Source organism: Pseudomonas azadiae (assembly GCF_019145355.1).
GTDB classification, from domain to species: Bacteria; Pseudomonadota; Gammaproteobacteria; order Pseudomonadales; family Pseudomonadaceae; genus Aquipseudomonas; species Aquipseudomonas azadiae.
The window spans coordinates 2,306,099-2,325,004 of the sequence record NZ_JAHSTY010000002.1 but is presented as its reverse complement, the minus strand read 5'-3'; the positions used below and the strand labels follow the sequence as shown (position 1 = coordinate 2,325,004).

Genomic DNA, 18,906 nt, shown 5'->3' with positions numbered 1-18,906 from the left:
GGTCAGTGACCTATGCGCGGTTCTTTGAGTGCGATGGGCAGGGTGATCTCGGGGAGCTTGCCGGTTTCTTCCTGTTTGCGCTTGAGGTAATCCAGGGCCACGGCCGCCGCTGCACGCACGTGGTCGACGCAGGCCTGGTGGGCGGCGAGGGGGTCACCGCTCTTGATCGCCTGGACCATGCGTTCCATTTCCTGGTTGCTGGCGCCACGCCGGTTCTGCTGGGACACCGAGGTCGCGCGCAGGTAGCTGATACGCGCCTGCAACTGGCGCAACTGGGTGGCGGCCACGTGGTTGCCGGAGCCTTCGAGCAACACGTCGTAGAAGCCCTGCACGGAATCGATCACTTGCTGCAGTTCGCCTTCCTTGAGGGCCTTGCGGTTTTCCTCGAGGGCTTTTTCCAGGGCCTTGATGTCCTTGGCCTTGGCGCGCAGGGTGAACAGTTGCACGATCAAGCCTTCGAGCACACAGCGCAGTTCATAGATATCGACGGCATCGGCCAGGGTGATGATCGCCACCTGCGGGCCTTTGGCGTCGGCGAACTCTACCAGGCCTTCGGACTCCAGGTGGCGCAAGGCTTCGCGCACCGACGTGCGACTGACGCCGAGGCGGTCGCACAGGTCGCGCTCCACCAGGCGGTCACCGGGCAGCAGCTGGAAATTCATGATGGCGCTGCGCAGTTTCTCCAGCACGATTTCGCGCAGGGTGACCGGGTTGTGATTGACCTTGAAGCTGTCGTCGAGGGGCGCGCGTTTCATGGGGTCTGCTCTGAATGTGGCGGTTAACTGGAGGCCTCGGCATCGGCTTCGGCGAAGGCTTCACGGGCCAGCCGGAAGCTGTCCACGGCAGCGGGAACTCCGCAGTAAATGCCGACCTGAAGCAGAATTTCGCGTATTTGTTCACGACTCAGCCCGTTGCGCAAGGCGCCGCGCACGTGCAGCTTGAGTTCGTGAGGCCGATTGAGGGCCGAAATCATTGCCAAGTTTATCATGCTGCGTTCTTTAAGCGACAAACCCTCCCGGCCCCACACATGGCCCCAGCAGTACTCGGTGACCAGCTCCTGCAGCGGCCGGGTGAAGTCATCGGCCTTGTCGATTGAACGCCGTACGTAGGCGTCACCCAATACCTGCGTACGAATTTTCAGGCCCTGTTCATATTTTTCGTTGCTCATGCTTCAGCGCTCCTCAGGCCAGGGTCGGCAGCGGGCCCAGCTTGCCCTTGTGGTAGATCATCGGTGTGACCGGCTGCGCGGGCAGGATCAGGTTCTTCACCGCGCCGACAATGATCGCGTGGTCACCGCCGTCGTATTCGCGCCACAGCTCGCACTCGATGATGGCCGTGGCGTTGGCCAGCAGCGGGTTGCCCAATTCGCTGAGGTGCCATTCGATGCCCTTGGCCTTTTCCTTGCCTTTGCTGGCGAAGGCATAGGCTTCGGCGGTCTGGTCGGCGGACAGCAGGTGGATCGCGAAGCGCTTGCTGTCGCGCAGGACCGGGTAAGTGTCCGACGCGTAGTTGGGGCAGAACAGCACCAGGGCCGGCTCGATCGACAGCGCACTGAATGCGCTGGCGGTGATGCCGACGATGCCGCCGTCCGGGTCGAGGGTGGTGACCACCGTGACGCCCGAAGGGAACGAGCTCATGACGTCTTTGTAAATGCCGGGTTCGATCATGGTTGTGGACTCTTAACGCATCACAAAGGGATCAGGCATGGGCGCCTGGGACAAGTTGATCCACACCGTCTTCAGCTCGGTGTAGGCCAGCACCGAATCGATGCCGCTTTCGCGCCCGTAGCCGCTGTTCTTGAAGCCGCCGATGGGCGCCATGGCCGAGACGGCGCGGTAGGTGTTGACCCAGATGATCCCCGAGCGCACGTCCCGGGCCAGTCGATGGGCGCGGCCCAGGTCGCGGGTCCAGATGCCGGCGGCGAGGCCGAACTGCGAGTCGTTGGCAATCGCCAGCGCTTGGGCCTCGTCCTTGAAACGGATCACCGAAGCCACTGGGCCGAAAACTTCTTCCTGCATGATTTTCATCGAGTTGGTGTCGCACTCGAACAACGTCGGCTCATAGAACCAGCCTGCACCGAGGTTCTGCGGGCGCTTGCCGCCGGTGCGCAGGCGTGCGCCTTCGGCGATGGCATCCGCCACCAGGCCTTCGACCACGGCCAGTTGCTGGGCGGTGGCCATGGGGCCCATTTCGCTGGCATCGTCCTGGGGGTTGCCGATGCGGATGCGCTCGGCGCGCTGCACCAGGCGCTCCACAAATTCGTCGTAGATTTCATCCTGCACCAGCAAGCGCGAGCCCGACACGCAGCTTTGCCCGGACGCGGCATAGATGCCGGCAATCGCACCGTTGATGGCGCTGTCGAGGTCGGCGTCGGCAAAAATGATATTCGGCGACTTACCGCCCAGCTCCAGCGACAGCTTGGCGAAGTTCTCCGCGCTGCTGCGCACCACATGCCTTGCGGTGGCCGCGCCGCCGGTGAAGGCGATTTTGCGCACCAGTGGGTGGCGGGTGAGGGCGGCGCCGGTACTCGGGCCGTAGCCGGTCACCACGTTGACCACGCCCGGTGGAATCCCGGCTTCGAGGGCCAGGCGCGCCAGTTCCAAAATGGTCGCCGAAGCGTGCTCTGACGGTTTGATCACGATGGTATTGCCCGCCGCGAGCGCCGGCGCGAGCTTGATCGCGGTCAGGTACAGCGGGCTGTTCCACGGAATGATCGCGGCAACCACGCCCATGGCTTCGTGGACCGTGTAGGCGAACAGGTCCGGTTTGTCCAGCGGCAAGGTGCCGCCTTCGAGCTTGTCGGCCAGGCCTGCGGTGTAGTGGAAGAACTCCGGCAGGTAGCTGACCTGGCCGCGGGTTTCGCGGATCAGCTTGCCGTTGTCGCGGCTTTCCAGTTGCGCCAGTTGCTCGGTGTTCTGGGCGATCAAATCACCCAGGCGGCGCAGTAACTTGCCCCGTGCGGTGGCGGTGAGGCCACGCCAGGCCGGGCTTTCGAAAGCTGTTTGCGCGGCCTGTACGGCGCGGTCCACGTCGGCTTCATCGGCATCGGGCAGTTGCGCCCAGGGTTCGGCCAGGGCAGGGTTGAGGCTGTCGAAAGTCTTGCCGGACAGGGCATCGACCCATTCACCGCCGATGCACATCTGGAAGCGTGCGAGTGTCATGCAACGATCCCCTTTATTGGAGTGTTTTGGGCGTACACGGTATTCAGAAACCCCAGCAGCAGGCTGTTGACCATGCGAGGTGATTCCACCGGCATCATATGCCGTTGCTCGGCCAGCACCGCAACCGTGGCACCGGGAATGCGGTCGGCCAGTTGCCGGGCCATTTCCGGCGTTGAGCCGGGGTCCAGTTCGCCGGTGGCGACCAGGGTGGGCGCGCGCAGGCCCTTGAGGTCATCGGCGCGGTACATGTCCTGGGTGGCAAACAGCTCATAGGTGGTGAGGTAGCCCTGGGGGTCATTGCCCGCCAGGGTCTGGCGCAGCGCGGCGATCTGCGCCGGGTTGGCCGCCTGGTATTCACGGCTGAACCAGCGCGACAGCGCCGCTTGGGCATTGGCATCCGGCCCGTGCTCGGCAGCCTGGGCCGTGCGCGCAATCACAGCAGCACGCTGTTCGGGACTGCGGTTGAACACACTGTTGAGCACCACCAGGCTTTTGAGACGGTCGGGGTAATGCAGGGCAAACGCCCGTGCGACCAGGCCGCCCATGGAAAACCCGATCACCGTGGCCTGGGCCAGTTGCAGGTGGTCGAGCAGTTCCAGCAACTGGTCCGCATAGCCGAGCAACGGCGTGCCGACGGCCGGGCGCGGGCTGGCGCCATGGCCGAGCATGTCATAGCTGATCACGTGGTAATGGGTGGCCAGGCCAACGACTTGCCCGCCCCACATTTCTTTATTCAGGCCCACGCCGTGGATCAAAACCACAGGCTGGCCTTGGCCGGTCGCCAGATAACTGGTGCCGGCCGGGGTGCGTTCAGCGGTGAGCCGAATCATGGAGCGCTCCTGCATGCTTTTTGTTATGGCCGGTGTCGCTTACTGGGCTTGTTCAGCCGCCAGCTCTTCCAGGTCGATGTAACGGTTGCCGATCCGTGGGTGCAGGCGACCGCCATCGGCGCAGCCCAGCACGACGACGATTTCGTCAGCACGCGGCGCGTCTTCGATCTGCATTTCCAGGGTGATGTAGTGCGAGCGCAGGCCTTCGTCGTCCTTGTGCATCATCGGAATCTGGATCGAGGTGCCCGGGCCGCCGCGCTTGTTGGTGAAGCTCAGGTAGCTCTTGGCCTTGACCGCTTCACGGTAGTGGTTGCCGAAGCGCAGGGTATGGATGATCGCGCTCGCGTGTTCGATCTCGCCATCGGCACCCACCACGGCTGCTTTGCCGTAGGCCTCGATGTTCTCGGCGCCACCGATGATGCCCACCAGGCGCTCGACCATGAGTGCGCCGAGATCGGAGCAGTTGGCGCGGATCTCCGGCTTCAGGTCTTCGACGAAACCACGGCCCAACCAAGGGTTTTTCAGCACCACGGCCAAGCCGACCATCTTCACGGGCGTGTCGGAGGCTTTGCCGCCCTCGATAAAGGTTTCTTCTACATAACTGACGATCTTGCGGATTTCGAAACTCATGGCTGCTCCGTCTAAGTGAGGGTCTGCGTATGATGGTATACCATAATACGAGAAGCGCAATAGCTGTAGGAGCGAGCTTGCTCGCGAAGATCTCACAGGCGCCGCGTTTATCCTGAATACACGCGTTATCGTTGAAGTTTTTCGCGAGCAAGCTCGCTCCTACAGAGACTCCATCGGATCGCTCGCAACAGATATAAGGGCAAATGCCTAAAAGAGGGTGAAGGGGTGTGGCGATCAGGCGGTGAAAGGCTCACCGCCTGCTTTGGGAGGGGACGTCAGAACTTGAAGCGGCCCACCAGGCCCTTGAGTTGGCCGGAAATATCCGTCAACCGACCCGACCCGGTTTGCGCCGTGTGGGCAAACTCTTCGACCAGTTGCGCATCGGCATGGATCTGCGCGATGTGCCGGTTGATCTCCTCAGCGACTTGGTGCTGTTCTTCGGCGGCAGTGGCGATCTGGGTATTCTGGTCGCGGATGGAGTCCACCGAGCCACGGATCTTGTCGAAGCTGTCGCGGGCCTGCTGGATGCGTTCCACGCTGGTGTGCGACACCAGCAGGCTGCCTTGCATCTGCTGCGTGACTTCCTGGGTGCGGCGGGCGAGGTTGCCGAGCAGGCTGTCGATTTCGCCCGTGGAGTCGGCGGTGCGGCGGGCGAGGGCGCGGACCTCATCGGCGACCACTGCGAAGCCACGGCCCTGGTCACCGGCACGTGCGGCCTCGATGGCAGCGTTGAGCGCCAGCAGGTTGGTCTGTTCGGCAATCGAACGGATGGTGTCGAGGATGGTGTTGATGTTTTGGCTGTCCTGCTCCAGCAGTTGCATGGTCTGGGTCGACTTCTGCAAGTCTTCGCTGAGCTTGAGCACGCTGCCGGTGGCTTCGCCGATATGCTGCTGGCCGTCGTGCACGTCGCGGTAGCCTTCGTCGGCACTGACGGCGGCGGCGCTGCAGGAGCGCGCGACTTCGTTGGCGGTGGCCACCATTTCATTGAACGCAGTGCTCACCAGCTCCACGGCTTCGCGTTGACGGCCGGCGGCCTGGTTCATATTGTGGGCCACTTCGCTGGTGTCGGCGGCGGCGGTCTGCAGGTCGGAGGAGGCGTTGCCGATACGCTGCACCAATTGGGCGATCATGCCCAGGAACTGGTTGAACCAGCCGGCCAGGCTGGCGGTTTCGTCCTTGCCTTGTACTTTGAGCTGGCGGGTCAGGTCGCCTTCACCTTCGGCGATCTCTTGCAGGCCGTCGGCCACGCCGCGAATCGGGCGCACGATCATGCTGGCGAAACTGGCGCCGACAATGGCGAACACCACGGCCAGGGCGGCGGCGATGGCCGCGATCAACCAGGTCAGGCTGGTGGCGCCGGCCATCACTTCATCGCGCTTGATCAGCCCGATAAAGCGCCAGCCCAGGTCTTTGGAGCTGACCAGGTTGGCCATGTAGGCCACGCCGTCGATATCGATCTGGGTCACGCCGTCGCCGTGCTTGGCCAGTTCAGCGTAGTTCGGGCCCAGGTCGGCAAGGGGCTTGAAGTTGTGCTTGGCATCGCTGGGGTCCACCAGCACGTTGCCGTTGCCTTCGATCAGCATCAGGTAGCCGCTGTGACCGAGCTTGATGTTGCGCACCAGCTCAGTGAGCTGCTTGAGCGACACGTCCAGCCCGACCACGCCGAGAATGTTGCCGGTGGCGTCGGCAACCGTGTGCACGGTGCCGATCAGCACCACATCGTCGGGCGCCCAGTAATAGGCACCGGTGCGCACGGTACTGCCCGGCGCAGCGATGGCCGCCTTGTACCAGGGGCGCACGCGGGGGTCGTAGTTGGTTAGTTTGGTGTCGTCAGGCCAGCTGGCGTAGCCGCCGTCGGCCAGGCCCAGGGATAGGTAAGCGGTGCTCGGATGGCTTTTGGCGAACTGGTCGAAAATCGCCAGCAGCTCTTTGTTGGTCGGGGTCAGCGGGATTTGCGTCGCGTCGGCACCGGCATAGCTCTTGAGCTCCTTGGCCGCGACAACGCGCGGGTCCTTGGCCACGAACTCGACGTTCTGGCTGATGCCGTCGAAGAATTGCTTCATGCCATTATCGATCTGGCGGATCTCGCGACCGCTGCTGTCGAGGAAGTTGGCCAGGGCCCCTTCGCGCAGATTCAGTACAACCAACACAGCGACCAGAATAACCGGGACACACGCGATGGCGGCAAACGCCCAGGTCAGCTTTTGCTTGATATTCATGACTTCACCCGCGGGTATTTATAATTTTGGCAAGGGGAAAACAGTGGCGTCGAGCGTCGCATGTGTTTTTTGAGGGGTGTGGCCCATGCGTACCCTTTGTATATCGACTGCGCGGGCACGCACTTGAGGACCAGGGGGTGTTTAACCGATGCGCTCGCCACCCAGCGCGTCGCGCTGCATCGACTGCAGGTTTTTCTCGATGGTTTCGCAGATGGTTTCCATCTGGATCTGGTGCTCACTGGAACTGAACGGGCTTTGCAGGTCGGTGCCGATGCGTTCGATGGCCAGCAGCATGAAGCCCACCACCGTCGAGGCCAGCGGGGTGAACCAGCCGAGGGATTCCACCAGGCCCACCGGCACGATCAGGCAAAACAGCGAGATAAACAGGCGCGGGAAATACACGTAGGGGTAGGGCAGCGGCGTGTTGGCGATGCGCTCCATGCCGCCCTGGGCGTTGGACAAGTCCACCAGGGTCGACTCAAGCCGCGCCAGGCGGATGCTGTCCAGGTGACCGGTTTTGTATTCCTTGGCCAGCAAGGCGGCGGAGCCGGTGAGAATATCGTTGGCAAAGTTATTGGTGGCGCCATTGCGGGCGAATTCTTCGGCGGGGATAAACGCACGCACTTCTTCGGGACACGGCTCGCCCTTGAGGTGCGCGGCCAGGCAGTTCACGTAGGCGACATGCCGGCGTAGCAGGGTGGATTTGACCGGGTTCACCTCGCCGTCGGGGTCGTCCAGCAGGGTCAAGACCTGGCGCGCAAAGCTGCGCGAGTTGTTCACCATTGCGCCCCACAGCGTGCGCGCTTCCCACCAGCGGTTGTAGGCGCTGCTGTTACGAAAACTGATCAGCACCACCAGCGCCGAACCCAGCAGGGTCAAGGGCATCAGCGGCAAGTTTATCTTGGCGGTGAGAAACAGCATGAAATCCACGGTGACGGCCACGTCCCACAGCAGCAGCCAGAACAGCGCCCAGCCTACGTAGCCCATGGTCTTGATAATCAAACGGTATTTTTTGATGATGGCAGCTTTCAAACGAGGACCTCGCGGCGAGCGGTAAGCAACAGTGCCTTAGCTCGGACGCCAGTGAATGGGGAAGGTTCGCTGTGGGCCTGAATCGTTTAAGCTGCTCGTCGGTTGCCTGCTGTTGGATCCAAAATCCTGGAGGTTTCATGAAAATCGGCGTGATTTCCGACACCCACGGCCTGTTGCGGCCTGAAGCCGTGGCGGCGTTGGAGGGCTGCGAGCAGATCATCCATGCCGGCGATATCGGCGGCCCCGAGATTCTCGACCAGTTGGCGCGCATCGCGCCGCTGCATGTTGTACGCGGCAATAACGATCAAGGCGCGGCGTGGGCGCAGCAGGTGCCTGATCATCTGATGATCGATCTGAACGGTTGGCAGGCCTTGGTCGTGCATGACATCGCCGACGTACCGGCCTTGCTCGACCGCGGTACGCGCCTGGTGATCACCGGCCACTCGCATAAACCGCTGATCGAGTGGCGGGCCGAGACGCTGTATGTGAACCCCGGCAGCGCAGGGCGGCGGCGCTTCAAGCTGCCGGTGACCCTGGCGGTGCTGGAGGTGCAGAGAACAAGCATCGAGCCGCGTTTGATTGCGCTGCTGGACTGATACGACACTTACCGCTGGGCGAGAACGCTGGCCAGCAGTCCGGGAAACCGGCTCTCCAGCTCATCGCCGCGCAACGAGTTCATGTGGGTGGTGCCCACGCTGCGGGTGTGCACCAGGCCGGCATCGCGTAAAACCCGGAAGTGATGGGACATGCTGGATTTTGGCCGCCCACCGTCCAATTCGCCGCAGGTCGCCTCCGGCACGCCGGCCAGGCAACGCACGATTTCCAGGCGCACCGGGTCACTCAGGGCGTAGAGCACGCGTTCGAGAGTCAGGTCTTGAGGAGTGGGGTGTTTGAAGGCTCGCATGGCGCGGATGATAACAGGGGGGTATCGCTGAACACCATAGTTCGATTACCATCGAACTATCGAATCACTCATCTGTTGCTGGAGTCCCCCATGTCGGCATTGTTCGAACCCTTCACCCTCAAAGACGTCACCCTGCGTAACCGTATCGCCATTCCACCGATGTGCCAATACATGGCCGATGATGGCATGGTCAACGATTGGCACCATGTGCACCTGGCCGGCATGGCCCGTGGCGGCGCCGGCCTGCTGGTGGTAGAAGCCACCGCCGTGTCCCCTGAAGGCCGCATCACACCGGGCTGCGCCGGTATCTGGAGCGATGCCCACGCCGAGGCGTTCGTGCCGATGGTCCAGGCGATCAAGGCCGCAGGCTCGGTGCCGGGCATCCAGATCGCCCACGCCGGGCGTAAAGCCAGCGCCAATCGTCCATGGGAAGGCGATGACCACATGGCGGCCTCTGACGCGCGCAGCTGGGAAACCATCGCGCCGTCGGCCATTGCCTTTGGTGCCAACCTGCCAAACGTGCCGCGCGCCATGACCCTGGACGACATCGCCCGGGTCAAACAGGATTTCGTCGACGCCGCCCGTCGTGCGCGTGACGCCGGTTTTGAGTGGATCGAGCTGCATTTCGCCCACGGCTACCTGGGCCAGAGCTTCTTCAGCGAACACGCCAACCAGCGTACCGACGCCTACGGCGGCAGCTTCGACAACCGCAGCCGTTTCCTCCTGGAAACCCTGGCCGCCGTGCGCGAAGTGTGGCCGGAAAACCTGCCGCTGACCGCGCGTTTCGGCGTGATCGAATACGACGGCCGCGACGAGCAGACCCTCACCGAATCGATCGAGCTGGCCCGTCACTTCAAGGCCGGTGGCCTGGACCTGTTGAGCGTCAGCGTGGGCTTCACCATCCCTGAGACCAACATCCCGTGGGGCCCGGCGTTCATGGGCCCGATCGCCGAACGCGTGCGCCGCGAAGCCGGTATCCCGGTGACCTCGGCGTGGGGTTTTGGTACGCCGCAACTGGCCGAAGGCGCGTTGCAGGCCGGGCACCTGGACCTGGTTTCGGTTGGCCGTGCACACCTGGCTGACCCGCATTGGGCGTATTTCGCGGCCAAGGAACTGGGTGTCGAGAAGTCCTCGTGGACCCTGCCGGCGCCGTATGCGCATTGGCTGGAACGCTATCGCTGAGGCGAGCCAAGCGTGTAATGAGCCACTCGTTTGAGTGGCTTTTTTTCGGCCAGATTTTGATACAAGCCGGATACCAAAAAAATAACGAATGAGAATAGATGTCAAACGAGAATGGGTTGGTATACCATGCCCGCCGAATTCTTGGCAGGTTTGCCGTCCCATCTGGCTCATTCACTAGGTCTCACATTCATGCGTCGTACCCTGATTTCCATCTGTGTGCTGCAGGCGTTTTCCCCCTTCAGTTGGGCAGACGTTGCCCCCACCGAAAAAGCCAGCCTGGAGTTGCAAGCGACCAGCGTGACCGGCATGGCGGATGTCGAAACGGCGCAAGGGCCGGTCAAGGGTTACCACGCCACACGTTCGGCGAGTGCGACGCGTACCGACACCTCGATTCATGAAACACCGCAGTCGATCACCGTTGTGTCCAAAGACGTGGTCGAGGACATCGGCGCGACCCGATTGCAGGATGCCCTCGATTACGCCGGCGGCGTGGGCCGGGCGAACAACTTTGGTGGGCAGGGGCTTACCAGTTTCACCGTGCGTGGCTTTACCACCGCAGAGTTCTATCGCAACGGTTTTCCCGTCAACCGCGGCTACCCGGCCATGCCCGACGCCAACACCATCGAACGCCTCGAAGTGCTGCGTGGTCCAGCGACCATGCTGTACGGCCGCGGCGATCCCGGTGGCACCTTCAACGTGGTGTCCAAGCAGCCGCTGGCCGAGCGTACGGTCACGTTGGGCAGCCAGTTGGATGATCAGGGCATGAAGCGCGGCACCCTGGATGCCTCCGGCCCGTTGGACGACGAAGGGCGCCTGGCCTACCGCCTGAACGTGGTGGGCGAGGGCGGCGATACCTTCCGCGACCATGTCTCCACCGAACGTTACGGCGTGGCCCCGGTGTTGAGCTGGCAGGTCAATGACGCCACGAAGTTGATCTTCGAAGGCGACTTCATCCGCAACAACCACCCGCTGGATCGCGGCCTGACGCGCTTTGCCAACCAACGCGGGACGCCGTCGCGCGACACCTTCTGGGGTGAAAAATACGCCGGCGACCTGCACAACGATAACAACACCGCGCAGTTGCGCTTCGAGCATATGCTCAACGACAACTGGACCCTGGGCGGTGGTTTCCAGTGGCTCGACGGCACGATGAAGGGCAATGGCGTGGAGGCCAACGGCGCGACCAGCCTGGGCGCCGACGGCCGCACCCTGCAGCGCAACTTCAACTACCGCAAGCTGGAATGGACCGACAAGGACTATCAGCTCAACTTGACCGGGCACTTCTCTACTGGTGGTTTTGATCACACCCTGCTGACCGGCGTCGAGTACGAAGACTACGATTATAAATCGATCATCCAGCGTTCCAGCGCTGCGACGGGCACCTTTCCGATCGATATCTTCAACCCGGTCTACGGCCAGCCGCGTCCGGCGCTGACCCGCACGCCCACCCATGACAAGGAAAACCTCAAGACCTACGCGGCCTTCGTCCAGGACCAGGTGGCGCTGACCGAGCGTTTGAAAGTTCTCGCCGGTGCACGCTTTGAGCGTTTCGAGCATAAGTATGAATCCTACGCAGGCGCCCCGAACTGGAACGCGGCCGATAATGCCGTCACCCCGCGCGTCGGCGTGATGTACGACCTCACCGACACCGTCGCGATTTATGCCGATGCCGCCCGCTCCTTCAAGCCGAACACCGGTGCCAGCCGCCAGGGTGGCGGGTTCGAGCCGGAGAAAGGCAAGTCCTATGAGATGGGCGTGAAATGGGAAGCGCTGGATAAACAGCTGAGCGTCGACGCGGCGATCTACCAGATCGAAAAGAAAAACGTCCAGGGTGTCGACCCGCTTGACTCCGCTTTCAACGTAGCGACCGGTCAGGTGCGCAGCCGCGGTTTCGACCTGAATGTGGCCGGTAACCTGACGCCTGAATGGCGGGTGATCGGCGGCTATGCATACGTGGATGCGGCGGTCACCAAGGACACGGCGGTTCGTACAGGGACGCGCCTGGCCAACATCCCGCGCAACAGCTTCAGCCTGCTTAACGTGTATGAGTTCCAGGACGGCACGCTCAAGGGACTGGGCCTTGGCGCAGGTACAAAATACGTGGCGGATCGTGCCGGGCAGACCACCAACACCACATTCACCATGGATGCTTACACGGTGGTCGACCTGCTGGGTTACTACAAGGTCAACGAGAACGTACGGCTCAACCTGGATGTGAAAAACCTATTCAACCGCGAGTACGAAGAGGGTTCGTTCCAGAACTTCTATGCCTACCCTGGTGAGCCGCGTACCGTGCAGGTAGGCATCTCGTACACCTTGTAACGGCTGCCCGTCGGCGTGCAATCCTCCAACTGGTGATTGCACGCCACGTCACAACCCCGGCAGAAAACCCCGCCTGCGCTTAAATAAGCGTTTACGCCTCCCCCGATAGATGAGAAAAGCATGCCCATTTTCCCGGAGATGGACATCCCATGCCTCGCTCAGTCTTCATCACCCGCCTGGTCGTTGGCCTGCTGATCGGCGCCGCGCTGTGGTACATCTGGATCATCGCCAGCCCCAAGCTGGAAATCGGCGGTGCCAGCCCGGATCAACAGCAGTTGGGCACCTTGCAGGGCCTGAGTCCGTATGACTTCGGCGACTCGGGTACCGGCGTTGTGGTGACGGCCCAAGGGACGTGGTTGGTAGGGCGGGTCGATGACGAATATCACAGGTTCGAACCGAGCGCCGAAGAGGTCAACCTGACCGAACAGCTCTACGGCAAGACCCCGAAGGCGCCGCAAGAGGAAAGCACTTATTCCGGCTTCTTCTCCGGCAGCAAACCCCAGACCACCTTTGTGTCGCGCCTGGGGGCTGACGGCGAGTTCAAGCCGGTAGCCCGGCTCAGTGGCGGCGCGTCCTTGGTGGCCAGTGCCGATGGCGCCCGTGTGTTTCTGCTCACCGACCTGCAGCGTCCCAAGGGCGCCGATGGCCAAGTGGTGTTCAGCAGTGATGACCAGGGCAAGACCTGGACCTTGTTGGCCGATGATTTCTTCCCCAGGATAGGGAGCGCGCTGGTGCTCCTTGATCCGTACTTTTACAGCAAGGACGAGGTCTGGGCCTGGGGCCTCCCCGAGGAGATCGAGGACGAGTCCAACAGCGTATCGACCGGGGTGTACTACTCCAGCGCCGGCGGCCTGCACAGTACGCCGATCATGACCCCACACTCCCTGTTGGTAGGGTCTGAGTACGCAAGCGGCAAACGCCCGGATATCAAGCAATGGCACGATTCAAGCGACCAAGTGACCCACGTGCTGCAATTGGATGCCCGACGCGCCTATATCTGGGTGTCCCAGCGCTTCTGGGGCAGTTCCCCGGATGACAAGGGCGGCAACGTGGCGGTCAGCGTCACCACCCGGGTGGCACTCACGCGCACGGCCGGGACATGGCAAGTGAGCACGATCCAACGTGAAGACGGCCTGTACATCACCGACCTGGGCAGTAACGGCGAGGGGCGTGTGCTCGGCCTGATCGACCAGGGCTCGCGTGGACAGGCCGTGGTCGCTGAAATGAACACCACTACCCTGGCCTGGCAACCCCTGGGTGAGGTGCCCAATGTGTTTTCGCCACTGGCCGCCAGCACCCAGGCCCAGAGGTTGTGGGTGGGGCGCGATAGCTTGATGATCAGCACCTACAGCGAACACCACCCACCGCGTTGGCTGTACTGGTGGGGCGATGCGAATATTTCAGCCGGGGCGGTGTTTTATTCCAGGGATGGGGGGCAGGGCTGGAGACGCCTGGCCCTGGACGACCACGGCGTGCTCGGCTTCGACGCTGCCAGCGACCGGGTATTCTGGGCCAAGCCAAGTCAGCGTGATGGTGTCGGCATTCATACCTACGGCTTGCGTTAAAGCGGACCTTGAGTCGCAGTGGTGAACGGCTTCAGAGCGGAGTGAGCACATTCATCACCGTATCCAACGCCACCCGCGTGTCATCCAGCTGCACCAGTGACGCATGCCGGGCACCCAGCGCATCGCGGTTCTGGATCGCGGTCAGGATCGCCTTGTGCCGGGGCAGGCTCAGGCCCTGGATATCCGGGCGGCGGTTGGTGATATTGATCGACTCGCGCAGCGGCAACGACAGCATGTTGCACATATAGGCGAGCAGGTCGTTGCGCGTGGCGTCGGCAATGGCGCGGTGGAAGTCCAGGTCGGCCTGCAGCAGGTCCTCGTGGGTCTTCGCGGTTTCCATGCCGGCGTAAGCCTTCTCGATGATGGCGATGTCTTCGTCGGTTGCCGTGGTCGCGGCCATGGCCGCGATTTCCGGTTCGAGAATGCGCCGCACGCCCGCCAGGGTGTTGAAGAATTCGCTGTGGGGCGTGGACTGCATCAACCAGGACAACACGTCCGGGTCGAGCAGGTGCCATTTCAAGCGGGGCCGCACCACCGCGCCGACCCGTGGTTTGGAGTACACCAGGCCCTTGGCGCTGAGCACCCGCGTCGCCTCACGCAACACCGAGCGGCTGACCTTGTACTCCTCGCAGAGCGTGGCCTCCATGGGCAGCCGTTCTTCGGGCTTGAAGCGGCCGGAAACGATGTGCATGCCCAAGTCCTGGACGATCTGGGCATGCATACTCTTGCGCGGCTTGGGCGGCTGGTGATCCATAACGACGGGAAGGCTCTGACTTAGATTCGCGGCATCATAGCATCCCAATTAGTGGGAATGCCGTGGGACTTCCGCCCCGCGGCAACCCACTAGGAAGTCGAAGTCGCAACCCTGGTCGGCCTGCAACACATGGTCGATGTACAGCTGGCGATAGCCGCCGACGATGAGTTTTTCGGTGGGCGCCAGGTCCGCCATGCGCGCCGCCAGCTCTGCGTCGGGAATGTCCAGGTGCAGGCGGCCGTTGGCGCAGTCCAGTTCGATCCAGTCGCCTTCCTTCACCGCGGCCAACGGCCCGCCGGCTGCGGCTTCCGGGGCCACGTGCAACACCACCGTGCCGTACGCCGTGCCGCTCATGCGCGCATCGGAAATACGCACCATATCCGTCACGCCCTGGGCCAGCAGCTTGGCCGGCAGGCCCATGTTGCCGACTTCGGCCATGCCTGGGTAACCCTTGGGCCCGCAGTTTTTCATGACCAGGATCGAATTGGCGTCCACCTCCAGCTCCGGGTCGTTGATGCGTGCCTTGTACATGTCGAAGTTCTCGAACACCACCGCGCGGCCGCGATGCTGCATCAGCTCCGCGCTGGCGGCGGACGGCTTGAGCACCGCACCCAGCGGCGCCAGGTTGCCGCGCAGCACGCAGATGCCACCGTCGGCGCGGATCGGGTTATCAAGGGTGCGGATCACTTCATCCTGGCCGTAGATCGGCGAATCCTTGGTGTTCTCGCCCAGGGACTTGCCGTTCACGGTCAAGGCATTCGGGTGCGGGATCAGGTTGGCCTCACCGAGGCGGCGCAGCACGGCGGGCAGGCCGCCGGCGTAGTAGAACTCTTCCATCAGGAAACGCCCCGACGGCTGCAGGTCGACAATGGTCGGCATGCCACGGCCCATGCGGGTCCAGTCATCCAGGTCCAGCTCCACGCCGATGCGCCCGGCGATGGCCTTGAGGTGGATGACGGCGTTGGTCGAACCGCCGATGGCCGCGTTCACGCGAATCGCGTTTTCGAACGCCTCTTTGGTGAGGATCTTGGAGAGCTTCAAGTCTTCGCGCACCATCTCTACCGCGCGCATGCCCGACATATGCGCCAGCACATAACGCCGCGCATCCACCGCCGGGATCGCCGCGTTGTGGGGCAGGGACGTGCCCAGTGCTTCGGCCATGCAGGCCATGGTCGAAGCCGTGCCCATGGTGTTGCAGGTGCCCGCCGAGCGCGACATGCCGCCCTCGGCCGCGAGGAAATCATCCAGGGTTATGGTGCCGGCTTTCACCTGTTCGCTGAGCTGCCACACCACGGTGCCCGAGCCGATGTCCTGGCCCTTGTGCTTGCCGTTGAGCATCGGCCCGCCGGTCACCACGATGGCCGGCACGTCGCAACTTGCGGCCCCCATCAGCAGGGCCGGGGTGGTCTTGTCGCAGCCGGTCAGCAGTACCACGCCGTCAATCGGGTTGCCGCGAATCGCTTCTTCAACGTCCATGCTCGCCAGGTTGCGGGTGAGCATGGCGGTAGGGCGCAGGTTCGATTCACCGTTGGAAAACACCGGGAATTCCACCGGGAAGCCGCCGGCCTCGATCACGCCGCGTTTGACGTGCTCGGCGATCTGGCGGAAATGCGCGTTGCACGGGGTCAGCTCCGACCAGGTGTTGCAGATGCCGATGATCGGCTTGCCATGGAACTGATGGTCGGCAATGCCCTGGTTCTTCATCCAGCTGCGGTACATGAAGCCGTTCTTGTCGGCGGTACCAAACCACTGGGCGGAGCGTAGGCCGGGCTTTTTATCAGACATGATCGATTCTCTTATTGTATGACTATATATTCTATGCGTGCTTAAACATAAGCGCAAAATCGCTGCTTTGGAAGAGTTGTTTTGCAAATAGTCCTACTATATAGTCAGCCTCAACTGAGGTATGACCCTGGCGGATTTTCGCGAGAGGCGTCCCCCGAGCTTCTATAAGAACAACAATCGGAGATCGACCCCATGAGCCAGGAACTGCGGCTTATTCGGCGCATCACGCTGAAACTGATTCCCTTCCTGATCCTGCTGTACCTGATCGCCTACGTCGACCGCTCCGCCGTGGGCTTTGCCAAATTGCACATGGGCGCCGACGTCGGCATTGGCGACGCCGCCTATGGCCTGGGCGCGGGGTTGTTCTTCATCGGCTACTTCCTGTTTGAGATCCCCAGCAACCTGCTGCTCGACCGCTTCGGCGCACGACGCTGGTTTGCACGGATCATGCTCACCTGGGGCGCCATCACCATCGGCATGGCCTTTGTGCAGGGGCCGCACAGCTTCTACGTGATGCGTTTTCTGCTCGGCGCGGCCGAAGCGGGCTTCTTTCCGGGCGTCCTGTACTACATCACCCAGTGGTTCCCGGTGCGCCATCGCGGCAAGATCCTCGGGCTGTTCATCCTCTCGCAACCCATCGCCATGATGATCACCGGGCCTGTGTCCGGCGGCCTGCTGGGCATGGACGGCATTCTCGGCCTGCACGGCTGGCAGTGGCTGTTTATCGTGATCGGCGCCCCGGCGATCCTGCTGACCTGGCCGGTGCTGCGCTACCTGCCGGATGGCCCCAAACAGGTCAAATGGATGAGCGAGGAGGAAAAAGCCTGGCTCACCGGCGAACTGAACAAAGACCTGCAAGCCTACGGCCAGACCCGTCACGGCAACCCGCTGCATGCCTTGAAAGACAAGCGTGTGTTGCTGCTGGCGCTGTTCTACCTGCCGGTGACCCTGAGCATCTACGGCCTGGGCCTGTGGCTGCCGACCCTGATCAAGCAATTCGGCGGCAGCGACCTCACCACCGGTTTCATCTCGGCCGTGCCGTACATCTTCGGCATCATCGGCCTGCTGATCATCCCGCGCAGTTCCGACCGTTTGAACGATCGCTACGGCCACCTGGCGGTGCTTTATGTGCTCGGCGCCATCGGCCTGTTCTTCAGTGCCTGGCTCAGTGTGCCGGTGCTGCAGATGGCCGCGCTGTGCCTGGCGGCGTTCGCGATGTTTTCCTGCACGGCGGTGTTCTGGACCCTGCCTGGGCGGTTCTTCGCCGGCGCCAGCGCGGCGGCCGGTATCGCATTGATCAACTCGGTGGGCAATCTCGGCGGCTATATCGGCCCGTTCGTGATCGGCGCGCTCAAGGAATACACCGGCAACCTGGCGTCGGGCTTGTATTTCCTGTCGGCGGTGATGCTGTTCGGGCTGGTCCTGACCGGCGTGGTCTATCGCCTGCTGGAGCGCAAGCACGTGCTGCCCGCCGATCAATTCGCCGCCAGCGCCCGTGGCGCCACACGACCTTAATCTGGGAGAAAATCCATGCGTTTAGTTCAGTTCGAGACAAGCAACGGCGAACGCCGCGTCGGCGTTGTAGAGGGCAATAGCCTGCGCGAAGTCCAGACGGCGCGCAGCGTGCGCGAGTTGGCGTTGGCCGCCATCGAAGCGGGCGTGGGCCTGGAACAGCAGGTGAACAGCCTCGGCCTGGGCGACAGCCACGACTACGCAAGCCTGCTGGCCGACCTGAAGATTCTGCCGCCGCTGGATCACCCGGACCCTGCGCACATGCTGATCAGCGGCACCGGCCTGACCCACCTGGGCAGCGCCTCGGCCCGCGACAAGATGCACCAGGCCGGCGACGAAACCGCCTTGACCGACACCATGCGCATCTTCAAATGGGGCGTGGAAGGCGGCAAACCGGCGGCCGGCCAGGCAGGCGTGCAACCGGAGTGGTTCTACAAGGGCGACGGAAGCACCGTCGTGCGCCCGGGCGCCGCGTTCCCGGTGCCGCCGTTTGCCGAAGATGCCGGTGAAGAGCCGGAAATCGGTGGCCTTTACGTGATCGGCCCGGACAGCAAGCCTTACCGTGTGGGCTATGCGGTGGGCAACGAGTTCTCCGACCACATCATGGAGCGCAAGAACTACCTGTACCTGGCCCATTCCAAACTGCGCAGTTGCAGCTATGGCCCGGAAGTGCGCGTGGGCGAATTGCCCCAGCACCTGGCAGGCACCAGCCGTATCCTGCGTAACGGCGAGGAAATCTGGCGGAACGAATTCCTCAGCGGCGAGGCCAATATGTGCCACAGCCTGGAAAACCTCGAATACCATCACTTCAAATACCGCCAGTTCCTCAAGCCCGGCGATGTGCATATCCACTTCTTCGGCACCGCCACGCTGTCATTCGCCGATGGTATACGTACCCAGGCCGGCGACGTGTTCGAGATCAGCCAGGCTGAGTTCGGCGCGCCGCTGGTCAACCGCGTCGGCAGCAGCGATGCGGCATTCGAACCCGGCAACGTCATCACCCTTTAAAG

16 protein-coding genes and 2 pseudogenes are annotated in these 18,906 nt (G+C 62.6%); 6 read left to right on the top strand and 12 right to left on the bottom strand.

Annotated elements, in window-relative coordinates; all coding sequences use genetic code 11:
• Nucleotides 1–2: 2 nt before the first annotated feature.
• The 9 genes and pseudogenes from KVG91_RS26675 to KVG91_RS26640 form a co-directional block, all read right to left on the bottom strand.
• Nucleotides 3–755, bottom strand: coding sequence for a GntR family transcriptional regulator (locus KVG91_RS26675; RefSeq protein ID WP_065952753.1), 753 nt, complete (start codon nt 753–755; stop codon nt 3–5).
• A 23-nt stretch (nt 756–778) separates the two neighbouring features.
• Complete coding sequence (locus tag KVG91_RS26670; RefSeq protein WP_169375677.1) at nt 779–1,168, bottom strand: carboxymuconolactone decarboxylase family protein; 390 nt, start codon at nt 1,166–1,168, stop codon at nt 779–781.
• A 13-nt stretch (nt 1,169–1,181) separates the two neighbouring features.
• A complete protein-coding gene (locus tag KVG91_RS26665) occupies nt 1,182–1,667 on the bottom strand; it encodes a flavin reductase family protein (protein WP_169375676.1) in 486 nt (161 codons plus the stop codon).
• A gap of 12 nt (nt 1,668–1,679) precedes the next feature.
• On the bottom strand, nt 1,680–3,161 hold the full coding sequence (locus KVG91_RS26660; protein WP_169375675.1) for an aldehyde dehydrogenase: 1,482 nt from the start codon (nt 3,159–3,161) through the stop codon (nt 1,680–1,682).
• Nucleotides 3,158–3,991: an alpha/beta fold hydrolase gene (locus KVG91_RS26655; protein ID WP_169375674.1), complete on the bottom strand. Its 834-nt coding sequence runs from the start codon at nt 3,989–3,991 to the stop codon at nt 3,158–3,160. The genes KVG91_RS26660 and KVG91_RS26655 overlap by 4 nt, the downstream gene beginning before the upstream one ends.
• Nucleotides 3,992–4,030: 39 nt before the next feature.
• A complete protein-coding gene (locus KVG91_RS26650; RefSeq protein ID WP_169375673.1) occupies nt 4,031–4,621 on the bottom strand; it encodes an amino acid synthesis family protein in 591 nt (196 codons plus the stop codon).
• A gap of 275 nt (nt 4,622–4,896) precedes the next feature.
• A pseudogene (locus KVG91_RS28195) lies at nt 4,897–5,412 on the bottom strand (methyl-accepting chemotaxis protein); the annotation flags it as partial.
• 345 nt (nt 5,413–5,757) lie between these two features.
• Nucleotides 5,758–6,684: pseudogene (locus tag KVG91_RS28190) on the bottom strand (HAMP domain-containing protein); the annotation flags it as partial.
• Nucleotides 6,685–6,981: 297 nt separating this feature from the next.
• Complete coding sequence (locus tag KVG91_RS26640; protein WP_169375671.1) at nt 6,982–7,872, bottom strand: bestrophin family protein; 891 nt, start codon at nt 7,870–7,872, stop codon at nt 6,982–6,984.
• A 137-nt stretch (nt 7,873–8,009) separates the two neighbouring features.
• Here KVG91_RS26640 and KVG91_RS26635 point away from each other — a divergent pair, with 137 nt between their 5' ends.
• Nucleotides 8,010–8,468, top strand: coding sequence for a metallophosphoesterase family protein (locus KVG91_RS26635; protein WP_169375670.1), 459 nt, complete (start codon nt 8,010–8,012; stop codon nt 8,466–8,468).
• Between the two features lie 8 nt (nt 8,469–8,476).
• Here the strand turns inward: KVG91_RS26635 and KVG91_RS26630 are convergent, their stop codons facing one another.
• Nucleotides 8,477–8,776, bottom strand: a complete 300-nt coding sequence (locus KVG91_RS26630; RefSeq protein ID WP_169375669.1) for an ArsR/SmtB family transcription factor — start codon at nt 8,774–8,776, stop codon at nt 8,477–8,479.
• A gap of 90 nt (nt 8,777–8,866) precedes the next feature.
• Here KVG91_RS26630 and KVG91_RS26625 point away from each other — a divergent pair, with 90 nt between their 5' ends.
• From KVG91_RS26625 to KVG91_RS26615, 3 genes are all read left to right on the top strand, one after another.
• On the top strand, nt 8,867–9,958 hold the full coding sequence (locus KVG91_RS26625; RefSeq protein ID WP_169375668.1) for an NADH:flavin oxidoreductase/NADH oxidase: 1,092 nt from the start codon (nt 8,867–8,869) through the stop codon (nt 9,956–9,958).
• A gap of 189 nt (nt 9,959–10,147) precedes the next feature.
• Nucleotides 10,148–12,280, top strand: a complete 2,133-nt coding sequence (locus KVG91_RS26620; RefSeq protein ID WP_169375667.1) for a TonB-dependent siderophore receptor — start codon at nt 10,148–10,150, stop codon at nt 12,278–12,280.
• A 149-nt stretch (nt 12,281–12,429) separates the two neighbouring features.
• Nucleotides 12,430–13,845 carry a hypothetical protein gene (locus KVG91_RS26615; protein ID WP_169375666.1) on the top strand — a complete coding sequence of 472 codons (1,416 nt, stop codon included), beginning with the start codon at nt 12,430–12,432 and terminating at the stop codon, nt 13,843–13,845.
• 31 nt (nt 13,846–13,876) lie between these two features.
• Here KVG91_RS26615 and KVG91_RS26610 read toward each other — a convergent pair whose 3' ends face one another.
• Both KVG91_RS26610 and KVG91_RS26605 read right to left on the bottom strand, forming a co-directional pair.
• On the bottom strand, nt 13,877–14,599 hold the full coding sequence (locus tag KVG91_RS26610) for a FadR/GntR family transcriptional regulator (RefSeq protein WP_169375665.1): 723 nt from the start codon (nt 14,597–14,599) through the stop codon (nt 13,877–13,879).
• A 48-nt stretch (nt 14,600–14,647) separates the two neighbouring features.
• Nucleotides 14,648–16,384 (bottom strand): IlvD/Edd family dehydratase, encoded by a 1,737-nt coding sequence (locus KVG91_RS26605; RefSeq protein WP_169375664.1) that lies wholly within the window; start codon nt 16,382–16,384, stop codon nt 14,648–14,650.
• A 192-nt stretch (nt 16,385–16,576) separates the two neighbouring features.
• Between KVG91_RS26605 and KVG91_RS26600 the strand changes: the two genes are divergently transcribed.
• Both KVG91_RS26600 and araD1 read left to right on the top strand, forming a co-directional pair.
• Nucleotides 16,577–17,899, top strand: coding sequence for an MFS transporter (locus KVG91_RS26600; RefSeq protein WP_217894960.1), 1,323 nt, complete (start codon nt 16,577–16,579; stop codon nt 17,897–17,899).
• A 15-nt stretch (nt 17,900–17,914) separates the two neighbouring features.
• Nucleotides 17,915–18,904 carry an AraD1 family protein gene (gene araD1, locus KVG91_RS26595; protein ID WP_169378109.1) on the top strand — a complete coding sequence of 330 codons (990 nt, stop codon included), beginning with the start codon at nt 17,915–17,917 and terminating at the stop codon, nt 18,902–18,904.
• Nucleotides 18,905–18,906: the final 2 nt, after the last annotated feature.